Raw genomic sequence first — 10,061 nt, forward strand, 5'->3', positions numbered from 1 at the left:
CTCAGCGCTTGCTCAACCGGAGGCTGCGCCAGCTGGCGTCCGCGTTCCAGCCGCCGTCCACGCTCAGCGCGACCCCGTTGACGTAGCCGCTCCTGCGCTCGTCCGCGAGGAACACGACCGCCTGGGCGACGTCGTCGGGCTCGGCGAACCGCCCCATGGGCGAGCGCTCGGTGATGTCCTCGGCCGTGTAGAAGCCCCTGGCCTGATTGGTCGCGTTCATGTCGGTGTTGACATAGCCGGGGCACACGGCGTTGACCCGTACGCCCCGGGCGCCCCACTCCACCGCCAGGCTGCGGGTCAGGCCGACGACGCCGTGCTTACTGACGGCGTACGACGCGCGGTCGGGAGCGCCCTGCAGCCCCAACAGGGAGGAGATGTTGACGATGCCGCCGCGGCGCCATGCCAGCATCCGGCGTCCGAACTCGCGGCTGCACAGGAACGTCCCGGTGAGGTTGACCCCGAGGACCCGGTTCCAGTCGGCGCCCGTCAGCTCCTCCGTCGGGGTGATCAGATTGACCCCGGCGTTGTTCACCAGGACGTCCACCCGCCCGAACGAGCCGTACACCTGCTCCGCCAGGCCGATGACGTCCTGTTCCCGGGACACGTCGCCGACCAGCGAGAGGACCTGGCGGCCGGCCGCCTTGACGGCCTTCTCCGTCTCGTCGGCCGCGGCCACGTCGATCAGGGCCAGGTCGTACCCCTCGGCCGCGAGGGTCTCCGCGATGCGCCGGCCTATACCGCGCCGCGCTCCGGTGACCACGGCGACCGGGCCCTGCGCCACTCCTGTGCTCTGAGTTTCATCCATGCCGGGGACGGTACGGTCCGGGCGCCGTGCCCCACATGTGGAGACAGGGAGGCAACCAGGCTACGGACCGGACAGCCGCGTACGGCGGAGCGGCGCCGGCGGCTACCACTTTCGTCGCAGGGCGTGGGCCCCCCGTCGGATGCCCGGCCTGGTCAACTCGCCGTACTCCTAGGGGTACCGACGCGAACGCAACTCGCGGCCACCACTCACGCAGCGAAGGGTTGTCGATGTCCTCTCGGGAAAGTCAGCGGGAAGACGGTTCCGTCCAGGCGGAACTCGGAGTCATCGGGGGAAGCGGACTGTACGACCTGGACGGCCTGGAGGACGTGCGTGAGTCACGGGTGGCCACCCCCTACGGCGAGCCGAGCAGCGTGGTGGTCAGCGGCACCCTCGGCGGCCGGACCGTTGCTTTCGTGGCCCGGCACGGCCAGTGGCACCGGCTGCTGCCCGGCGAGGTGCCCTACCGGGCCAACATCTACGCGCTGAAGTCTCTGGGGGTACGGCGGATCCTCAGCGTCACCGCGGTCGGCAGCCTCCGTGAGGACCACGCTCCGGGCGACATCGTGGTCCCCGACCAGATCGTCGACCGGACCCGGGGGGTGCGCCCCGCCACCTTCCTGGGCGACGGCCTGGTCGGGCACGTGCCGTTCGCCGACCCGTACTGCCCCGCACTGCGTCCTCTCGTGGCCGCGGCCGTGCACGGTTCGTCGACTGCGGTCGTGCACGAGAAGGGGACCTACTGCTGTGTGGAGGGGCCTCGGTTCTCCTCTCGTGCGGAGTCGCACCTCTACCGGTCCTGGGGCATGGACATCATCGGCATGACCGCCCTGCCGGAGGCGTCCTTGGCCCGTGAGGCGCAGCTGTGCTACGCGGGCCTGGCGCTGGTGACGGACTACGACTGCTGGCGCGAGAACAGCGACGAGTCGGTCACCGCGGAAGCGGTGGGCGAGGTCATGCGGCGTAATTCCGCCACGGCCCAGGCCGCCGTGGCAGAACTGGTCAAGCGGCTACCCGAGGCGGACGGCTGCGCCTGCGCGAGCGCGCTGGAGACGTCGGTACTCACCGAGGGCGGTGTCGCCGCGCTCGCCGCCGACGCCAAGACGGCGTGGCTGGTGACGGCGGCGGGCGATGAGTGAGCGCGCGGGCCGTGGCGGCGAGCCGGTGGCCGTCGCCGTGGGCTCCGGTCGCCCGCCAGCCGTCGGAGCGGGCCCCGGGCTCACCGGGGCCGGTCTGTTCACCCTGCTCCTCGGAGCGTCGCTGCCCCTGCTCGACTACTACATCGTCAACGTGGCGCTGCCGTCGATGCAGCGGGACCTGCACACGACCGAGACCATGCTCGAACTGGTCGTGGCCGGGTACGGCGTGGCACACGCGGTGCTGCTGGTGCTGTGCGGTCGCCTCGGTGACCGCTTCGGCCGCCGGCGGCTCTTCCTGTGGGGGATGGCGGCCTTCGGCCTGTCCTCGCTGGTGTGTGGTCTGTCCACCGACGCGTGGACCCTGGTGATCGCCCGGGTGGCTCAGGGCTCTGCGGCGTCGCTGCTGCTGCCGCAGGTGCTGGCCACCATCCAGGCGACCACCGAGGGAGCTCGGCGCGGTCGGGCCATCGGTCTGTATGGCGCCACCACCGGGCTCGCCATGGTGGCGGGGCAGATCCTCGGCGGCGTGCTGGTCGCCGCGGACATCGGCGGCACGGGATGGCGTGCGGTCTTCCTGGTCAACGTGCCCGTGGTGCTCCTCGGCATGTCGATGGCGCTGCGGTCCGTGCCCGAGACCCGCTCCGACCGCCCGCACCCCGTGGACATGCCGGGCACACTGCTGCTCGCGCTCGCCCTGACGTGCCTGCTGCTGCCGTTGACGGAGGGGCGGGCGGCGGGCTGGCCCTGGTGGGCCTGGACGCTGCTCGTGCTCACCGTGCCGGCCGCGTCGGCGTTCGTCGCGGTCGAACAGCGCGCGGACCGGGCCGGCCGGGTTCCCCTGCTACCGCCGTCCCTGGTGAGCGTGCGCAGCATGCGACGCGGACTGGCGATGGTGCCCACGTTCTCCATCGGGTTCGGCGGGTTCATGTTCTGTGTCGCCGTCGCGCTCCAGACGGGGCTGCGCTTCGGCCCGGTGACCGCGGGGGTCGCGCTGGCGCCGATGGCGCTCGCCTTCTTCGCGGCCTCGCTCGTCGGCCCCTCGCTGGTCGCCCGGTACGGAGGCCGGGTCGCCGCGGGCGGTGCCGCGGTCCAGATCCTCGGACTCGCACTGATCGCCGTGGTGATCCGGGGCGGCTGGCCCGACCTCGGCGTCCTGGAGCTGGCGCCTGGGATGGCGATCGCCGGATTCGGCCAGGGCCTGGTGATGCCGGTGGTCTTCCGCGTCGTGCTGTCCGACGTGCCGAACGCCATGGCCGGGGTGGGGAGCGGCGTGATGATCACCGCTCAGCAGTCGATGCTCGCCCTCGGCGCGGCGACACTCGGCTCGTTGTTCCTGGGGCTGGCGCCCGGGGCGGGGATGCGTGACGCGCTGCTGACGGCGCTGAGCGTGCAGATCGTGATGGCCGTAGGAACGTTGCTCCTCGGGTTGCGTCTACCACGGAGGTTGTCATGACCGAACACGACGGCACCGGCCCCGTCTACGCCCTGAACCTCTTCGACCTGGCCGACCGGGACGAGTATCTGGCGTACGCCCGGCGGTCGACCGCGGAGGTCGCCCGGCACGGCGGCCGGGTCGTGGCGCTGGGACGGCTGCGCGAGGTGGTGTTGGGGGACATCGCGCCGCGGCAGGTGCTGATCCTCGTCGAGTGGGAGTCGGAGACCGCCTTCCGGGGCTATCTCAACGACCCCACCCTGGTGGATCTGCATCCGCACCGGGTCCAGGGCTCGGCCGCGTATGTCTGGCACCTCTTCGACCGCCTGGAAGACCTCAGGCCTCTACTGAAATCTGTCGCCTCGTGAATCTCGACGAAAGCATCGCCAAGAACGCCGAAACCCTCGCCGTGGAGGTGCGTGACCTCCTGGGAGCGCTGCGCCAGGAGGACGACCTCGGCCTCGTCGTCGACCAGGCCGGGTTCCAGCGCTGGCGGCATCACTGGTGCGGGCCTTCGGCGATCTCGCCGCCTCCTGCGAACTCCTGGCCGGGGCCGAACCGCACAGCATTCACCGGGGTCCGCTCGACCGGTCCACGGAAGCGCTGCGGTCACTGGCACAGAGCTGGAGGAGGATCCGGCTCAACGCCGGGTGCCATGGCGTCATGTAGGGCCCGTGGCCGCACCGCCCGGCTGGTCGCGCTCGGCTTGCAACATGATCGTGCTCAGCCTGACCCTCGTCGATATCGAGAGTTTCCTGAAGACGTTGCGCAGGTGGAAGCTCACCGTGTGCGGCGAGAGCCCGAGTTGCTGCGCGGTCTCCTGATTGGTCATGCCCCGCCCCACGAGCCGGGCGATCTCAAGCTCCCGACGGGTGAGCCGGGTGACGAGAACCGATGCATCCGGTGCTCTCGCCACGGCGTCGGTGCCCGTCTGCTCCAGGACGGCGGGTCGCCGCACGCCCGGCACGACCGGGATGCTCTGCAGGCCCGGGACGCTCTGCCCACCTGGCACACCCGGCCCGCTCTGCCCGCTTTGCGCGCCGAGGAAGGATCCCGGTGCCGTCGCGGGGTGGGTGAGCGGCAGCACCGTCGGCAGTTCCAGCAAGTCGCCCGCCATCGCCGCGCGCGCCGTATCCGCCGCCGTCTCCAGTACGGCCACACCCCGATTGATCTCGACCAGACGCCCGATCTCCTCCAGCAGCCGTTCGCCCAGTTCGATGTCACCCGCCTGGGCAGCGACGGCGACCAGCCACGCGGGGCGGGCGGGGTCTTCGGCGAAGAATCCCGAACCAGTGCCCAGCAGGGCCCACCGTGCCCGTACCTGCTCGGCCGCGGCGCGCGGTCCCTCCTGGGCGTAGGCCAGGGCTACCTCCCCGCACTCGGCACGCGCGACGGAGTCCGGCATGCCGTACAGCTCGGACCTGACACGAGACACCTCGAGGTATTCCGCGGTCTTCGCCCAGTCCGCACGGCCCAGGCTCACCATGGCCAGGACCGACAGCGCCATCTTGACCCCGAAGGTCGAGGTGTACCGCCGACTGAGCCTGATGGTGAGCTGGGCGGACCGCTCGGCCTCGTCCAGCCGCCCCTCCTGCCAGTGCCGCACCGCTTCGAGAGCTTCGGGCATCGGCCCGAACACGAAGAGGCCCGCACTGCCGGCGAGTTCCCGTATGTCCTGGATGATCCGGTCCGCCTGATATGGGACATGAATGTCGATGAGCCGCTTCGCGAGCAGGAAATTCGCGTAGAACTTCCAGATAGGAGCGGCATTGCGGGCCTGCTCGACCGCGACCTGATTCAGCCAGAGCCCTTGAATGAGGTCCCCCGTGTACCAGCACTTGTTCGCCTTCAGGCAGAGCACCATGACGTCCAGAGCCGTGGAACCGGCCTGGTACGACTTCCCGGCCTCGGCAATCAGAGATTCCGCACCCTCCCCCGTCATCGCCACAACCAGGAGCCGGAGGGCGACCACGTCGAGGTATTCGCCGGCCGACGGATCCATGCTCCGCAGCATGGCATCGATCGAGCGCAGTGCGTGGCGACTGCGCCCGCGGATGAAACTGATCCGGGCCTTGTCGAGTTCCGCGAGGGGTTCGGCTTCCGTTTCCGACAGGTTTCGGGAATTAATTAGATAAAGTACGTCACTCAGTGAGGAGATATCGAAGGGCAGAGAATTCGAAAAATTCTCGAAATCCCCCTCCCCTTTGCCAGCCATGCCCGCGCCCCCCTCACGTCAGTGCTCCATCCACATTATTTCCGACCCACTGTCGGCACCAGGCACTTGCAGCCGGGGGCTACAGGTTCAGGCCATCGGGTAAGGAGACCGAAAAAATAGGAGATGCCCCCCTTTATCGTTCGGGATTTCGAAAAGGAAGAGGAGGAAGGGAAAAGAAGAGGAAGGGCCAGCGGAAGAGAAGGCCCGTCGCGGCCGGCCGACAAGATCAGCGTTGGCTGAAAATCACACCGACATGTCCAGGGCCTTCTGTGCGACCGCGTACGCCGCTTCCAGCCCGAGTTCGCGGGGGCCCGGCAAACCGGCCATCACCTCGCACTCGTTGGCCTGACCTCGCCGCTCGGCAACGCCTTGAGGGCCGCAGCACCTTTCCGGAGACCGAAGGTGTCCCGGGATCGGACGCTGCCGTGCTCGCCGCACGCACACCTGTCCACCCGTTGTCCACCGGGAGCGATCACGGCGACCCCAGCGGGGCGCAACGCCTCTATGATTCGTTACCCAAAAGGACCCCTCGACACATGGGGTCAAAACGGGGCATTCAGAAGCCACTTCATCGATGTGACCCACGACACCCGACAGTCGCCCGATACACAGCCGAAAGCCTTCGAACGCTCTCGACGCACTCCGGGCGCCCGAGGGTCGCGGAGCGACAGAACGGGCCTACTGTCGTCCGCCACGGCCCTCACTGCCCCGATAGAGCCGCTCACGGCGTCGCGGACGAAACGGTGAGCGGAGACACCGTGGCCAACGCATCGGCGTGGTGTGCTGGATCGGCGGCCGCGCCCAACTCGGATAGGCGCGGCCTCCGCTGCGTGCGAGTCAGGCGGTGGGCTGCTCACCCAATCGGTCCTTGAGGGTGAGCCGGTCCATGAGCTCGACCAGCTCGTCTCGCTCTGCCTCGGGCATGAGGGCAATCACCTCACCCATGACGGCGCCGTCCGGCAGCAGTGCGAAGTAGGGAGCGCAGAGCGCTTCGACACGGTCAAGGTCGATCTTCTCCTGGTCCATGAATGCCTGGTGCGCTTTCGAGAGGCGCTGGACAGCTTGGAGCTCGGGTCGGGTGCAGCTCCCGAGAACCTCCCGCTCATGGTCTGACATGGGTCGTCCGTCCTTGTGCACCCAGTCGGTGGGGATGGTGGTTGTGTCGTGGATGAGGTCGGACAGCAGGGCGTGGACGAAGGTCACGACTTCGGGTCGGATGGCGTCGGTCACGGTGGTTCTCCTTCGGATTGTCCGGCCGCCGGTTGCGGCTGGAAGTCTGTGGTCGGTGTCGTCGCCTGGCCGCCGTGGTGGGCGACGGCCTGGCTGGCGGGTGGTCGGTCAGTCGCGCGGCAGGATCGCGTGATACGGGAATGTCCCGGAGTGGTCGTGGCTGTCCGGCTGGCACGGGTACGGGCACAGCCAGGCCACGTTGAAGAACGGGCCGGGGCAGCAGGGTGCGTCGCCCATGTGGTCCTCGTCGGCGGGCGTGCAGTGACATTCGGTGCAGAAGTCGAGGTCGGGGCCGAGGATGACGGCCTCGGCGGGCATGCTGGTGTCGTCGAAGTCGGCCCAGTTAGGGGCGTCGACGATGACGAGGTCGCCGGGCTTGTACTCACGGAGCTGCATCGGGTTCCTCCAGGGATGTTGGTTGTCCTGGCCGCCGTGGTGGGCGGCAGCCGGGCGACGGCGCTATCGGTGGGTGGCGGGGCGTACGCGGGAGCGCTGCAGTTCGGCCTCCATCGCTTCGAGGTCGGCGCAGGCCGCAGTGAGGACGTCCTTGGCGAGCCAGCCGAACGCCACGGTCGGCTGGTCGGTGCGGCCGGCGTCGACCCATGCGGTGATCCGGTGCCGCTGGGCCGTCTCCTGAAGCCAGCCGTTCCTGAATCCGCTCTCGTGCCATTCCCTCTTGGGTAGGCCGAGGGCGATGCACAGGGCGGATGCGGCGCGAAGCCACTCGTTCCGGCCTCGTGGGCCGAAAGCCCAGCAGCGGGCGCAGAGGTGCCCGGCTGACTGGTGGACATCGGCACTCATGGGCCCCCGGCTGGTGCCGCAGAACCAACAGGCAGGCGGGGCAGGGTCGGGGAGGGAGCGAAGTACGGCGTTGCGCTGTCCTCGGTAGAGCATGGGTGTCTCCATTCGGCAGTGGCCGGGGGCCGGCCGGGGGCGAGATCGCCTGCTAGCTGGTTGCGCCGTGATCCGGGTTCGAGCTGGGTACTGCCCGGATCGGCGTTTCAGCTGGTCAGGAGTGGTTTTCCGGCTCACTGATCCGGGTGATCCGGGCTGGTTCTCTATTGCGGCCGTTACTCATACCTGCGTGTGTGTACATGTGTGTGAGTTCTCTGGAACTACCTGGATCACCCGGATCAGGACGGTTCATTGCCGGTGCGACCTGCATGTTTGGTGATCCGGGTGTCCGATTTGCCACCCGGATCACACCTGGATCAGGGGCGGCTCAACCTGGATCAGTCCGTGTCGGACGGAGGGATACCGATCCAGTAGCCGGTCCCTGGCTCCCGCTCGACCACCAGCCGGACACCCGTGAACGTCGGCACCTGTCGGCCGCCGATGCGCGGCTTGCTCGACTTGACGTTCTTGCCCGCCGCGAACAGGTTCTTGGCGAGCCCTGCCAGCGTGCCCGGGCGGTCCCGCCCCGCCTGCTCGCACCAACCACGCCACGCGTCGTACAAGGCTTCTTTGGTGGTGGACGCATCCGGGTCCAGCTCGCACCACTCGGACAGGAACGCACCGACCGGCGAGGACTGCGCCCGGTATAGCTCCATCGCCTCCTGGGCCGATGCAGGCTCGGTGAACCGACCGCCGTTCTTCATCAGGCGGTCAAGGCCTTCGAGACCCCACAGAAGGATTCCTGGCAGCTCGGGCAGGATCCGCCCCTCAAGGGTGCGGTCCTCCTTGCCGACGAATGAGATCTTCGTCGTGATCGGCAGGATGCGGGCCGCGAGCGCGCCTGACTCGTCGGCGAACGACGGCACATCGTTGGACATGATCATCAACCGGACGGGCAGCTTCCCCTCCCACGGCTTGCGATGCTTGATGTCCGCCTGCAGGGTGTCCTCGCCCGCGATCATAAGGATCTTCTCAAGTACCTGATCTTTGACCGCGTTTGGGATGCGGGCGTCACCGACAACCGCAAGGGACTTCCCGATCAGGTTCTCAAGGCCAAAGTTCTGCGCGAACGACCCCATGGTTGGGCCACTCACGTTCGCGGTCCCGATCAGGGCGCTCAGGATGCGCGCGATCAATCCCTTGCCGGAACGCGGCGGCCCGAGCATCAGGAGAAGCTTCTGCAGGTTCGTCCGTCCGGACAGGACGTACCCGAACCACTCCTGCAGCAGGGCGATGGAATCCGGGTCGTCAGGCCACACGGAGTCCAGGAACTTCAGCCACGTCTTCGGCTCATCAGCGTGCGCGCTGTAGTCGTACGGAACGGAGGACAGGTTGAACAGCGCTGGCGTGTTCGGGATCTCCTCGCGAGTAGTGACGTCCAGGAGCGTATTGGTGAACGCGATCAGGTCACGCGGCTGCACGTCGCCGCGGTGCTAGTACACCCAGTCAGGTGCTTCGATGCTGTCTGGGGTGGCCGTGATCACCTCCATGGACTCGAACAGGTTGGAGATCTTCCCGCGGGTCGGACTCCACTTGGCCTCGAACGGAACGGCCTTCTTGTCGATGCCGCGCCACATGGCGTGTTCAGTGAACAGGTACAGGACGGCCTTGACGTCCAGGTCGGTGACCTTCGCCCAGTACGTGCCGGTCCACTCCCACCACTCGCCGCGCCATCGGCGCAGCGTCAACTTCCCGTCCGTCAGGTAGTCCAGGATGACGAGACGGGCAACTTCCATCGGATCGTTGGGGGACGGGATGAACCGCTCTTCCGGATCCGGGGCGTTGACATTGATGTTCGCAACGGCGGCGGCCGGGTCGAACTCTGCGGTCATCGCGCCACCCCGATCGTGCGAGGGTTACGCGCGCCGGCGGTGAGACCGTTGCGGATGGTGTTCTGGGCTTTGCGTTCGTCGGGGCTGATCCCAGCGGCTACGGCGGCCTCGGTGATCGCCTCGTGCGCTTCGGACTCGCTGACGAGGTGCGCCCCGACGAAACGGCCGATCGCGTACGAGCACTTGTTCAGCGTTTCGGAGCGGTTTCCAGGCCGCGCTGCAGCAAGAACCGCAAGCTCGCTCTCGATCGCTTTGGTGACGTACCGGCTGGAAGTCTGAGCGCGTCGCATGTTCGGCTGATATCCGGTCGCACGGCGCGGGTTCGGGTCGATCCAGCGGCCTGCGCGGACCAGCTCACGGCGTAGCCAACCGGGCAGCTCGGCAATGGTCCGGGTGTCGCCGAGCGGCTCGTACGCGCCCTTGCTAGCCTCGATCTTGCATGACGGTCCGTCGATTTCTCCGGCGGGCCGTTTCTCTGTTGCGGGCTGGTTGTGAGAATGGTGGTGGCCCGGCTGTC

At 68.2% G+C, this 10,061-nt stretch carries 10 protein-coding genes and 1 pseudogene; 3 read left to right on the forward strand and 8 right to left on the reverse strand.

The window, feature by feature from the left end:
• Nucleotide 1: 1 nt before the first annotated feature.
• Entirely contained in the window at nt 2-805 is an 804-nt protein-coding gene (locus ACF08M_RS38750; protein WP_392190004.1) for an SDR family NAD(P)-dependent oxidoreductase, read from the reverse strand.
• Nucleotides 806-1,032: 227 nt separating this feature from the next.
• Between ACF08M_RS38750 and mtnP the strand changes: the two genes are divergently transcribed.
• From mtnP to ACF08M_RS38765, 3 genes are read left to right on the forward strand one after another with little or no spacing between them, the layout of a single operon-like run.
• The gene (gene mtnP, locus ACF08M_RS38755) at nt 1,033-1,941 is read left to right on the forward strand and encodes an S-methyl-5'-thioadenosine phosphorylase (protein ID WP_392190005.1); all 909 of its coding nucleotides are present in this window, start codon (nt 1,033-1,035) and stop codon (nt 1,939-1,941) included.
• Entirely contained in the window at nt 1,934-3,394 is a 1,461-nt protein-coding gene (locus tag ACF08M_RS38760) for an MFS transporter (protein ID WP_392190006.1), read from the forward strand. The genes mtnP and ACF08M_RS38760 overlap by 8 nt, the downstream gene beginning before the upstream one ends.
• A complete protein-coding gene (locus tag ACF08M_RS38765; protein ID WP_392190007.1) occupies nt 3,391-3,741 on the forward strand; it encodes a DUF1330 domain-containing protein in 351 nt (116 codons plus the stop codon). The genes ACF08M_RS38760 and ACF08M_RS38765 overlap by 4 nt, the downstream gene beginning before the upstream one ends.
• A 293-nt stretch (nt 3,742-4,034) precedes the next feature.
• On the opposite strand, the gene ACF08M_RS38770 is transcribed toward ACF08M_RS38765, so the two are convergent.
• The 7 genes and pseudogenes from ACF08M_RS38770 to ACF08M_RS38800 all read right to left on the reverse strand — a co-directional run.
• A complete protein-coding gene (locus ACF08M_RS38770; protein ID WP_392190008.1) occupies nt 4,035-5,588 on the reverse strand; it encodes a LuxR C-terminal-related transcriptional regulator in 1,554 nt (517 codons plus the stop codon).
• An 837-nt stretch (nt 5,589-6,425) separates the two neighbouring features.
• Nucleotides 6,426-6,818, reverse strand: a complete 393-nt coding sequence (locus ACF08M_RS38775) for a hypothetical protein (RefSeq protein ID WP_392190009.1) — start codon at nt 6,816-6,818, stop codon at nt 6,426-6,428.
• A gap of 108 nt (nt 6,819-6,926) precedes the next feature.
• A complete protein-coding gene (locus ACF08M_RS38780; RefSeq protein WP_392190010.1) occupies nt 6,927-7,214 on the reverse strand; it encodes a hypothetical protein in 288 nt (95 codons plus the stop codon).
• 63 nt (nt 7,215-7,277) lie between these two features.
• On the reverse strand, nt 7,278-7,619 hold the full coding sequence (locus tag ACF08M_RS38785; RefSeq protein ID WP_392190011.1) for a hypothetical protein: 342 nt from the start codon (nt 7,617-7,619) through the stop codon (nt 7,278-7,280).
• Between the two features lie 431 nt (nt 7,620-8,050).
• A complete protein-coding gene (locus tag ACF08M_RS38790) occupies nt 8,051-9,133 on the reverse strand; it encodes a phage/plasmid primase, P4 family (RefSeq protein WP_392190012.1) in 1,083 nt (360 codons plus the stop codon).
• A 12-nt stretch (nt 9,134-9,145) separates the two neighbouring features.
• The gene (locus tag ACF08M_RS38795; RefSeq protein WP_392190013.1) at nt 9,146-9,544 is read right to left on the reverse strand and encodes a hypothetical protein; all 399 of its coding nucleotides are present in this window, start codon (nt 9,542-9,544) and stop codon (nt 9,146-9,148) included.
• Nucleotides 9,541-10,061, reverse strand: a pseudogene (locus ACF08M_RS38800) (hypothetical protein); the annotation flags it as partial. The gene ACF08M_RS38795 and the pseudogene ACF08M_RS38800, both read right to left, overlap by 4 nt.

It is taken from the genome of Streptomyces sp. NPDC015032 (genome assembly GCF_043080425.1).
Taxonomy (GTDB): domain Bacteria; phylum Actinomycetota; class Actinomycetes; order Streptomycetales; family Streptomycetaceae; genus Streptomyces.

Coding starts and splice junctions, on each gene's coding strand:
- ACF08M_RS38750 (WP_392190004.1), bottom strand. CDS start 805: ATGGATGAAACTCAGAGCACAGGAGTGGCGCAGGGCCCGGTCGCCGTG.
- mtnP (WP_392190005.1), top strand. CDS start 1,033: ATGTCCTCTCGGGAAAGTCAGCGGGAAGACGGTTCCGTCCAGGCGGAA.
- ACF08M_RS38760 (WP_392190006.1), top strand. CDS start 1,934: ATGAGTGAGCGCGCGGGCCGTGGCGGCGAGCCGGTGGCCGTCGCCGTG.
- ACF08M_RS38765 (WP_392190007.1), top strand. CDS start 3,391: ATGACCGAACACGACGGCACCGGCCCCGTCTACGCCCTGAACCTCTTC.
- ACF08M_RS38770 (WP_392190008.1), bottom strand. CDS start 5,588: ATGGCTGGCAAAGGGGAGGGGGATTTCGAGAATTTTTCGAATTCTCTG.
- ACF08M_RS38780 (WP_392190010.1), bottom strand. CDS start 7,214: ATGCAGCTCCGTGAGTACAAGCCCGGCGACCTCGTCATCGTCGACGCC.
- ACF08M_RS38785 (WP_392190011.1), bottom strand. CDS start 7,619: ATGAGTGCCGATGTCCACCAGTCAGCCGGGCACCTCTGCGCCCGCTGC.
- ACF08M_RS38795 (WP_392190013.1), bottom strand. CDS start 9,544: ATGACCGCAGAGTTCGACCCGGCCGCCGCCGTTGCGAACATCAATGTC.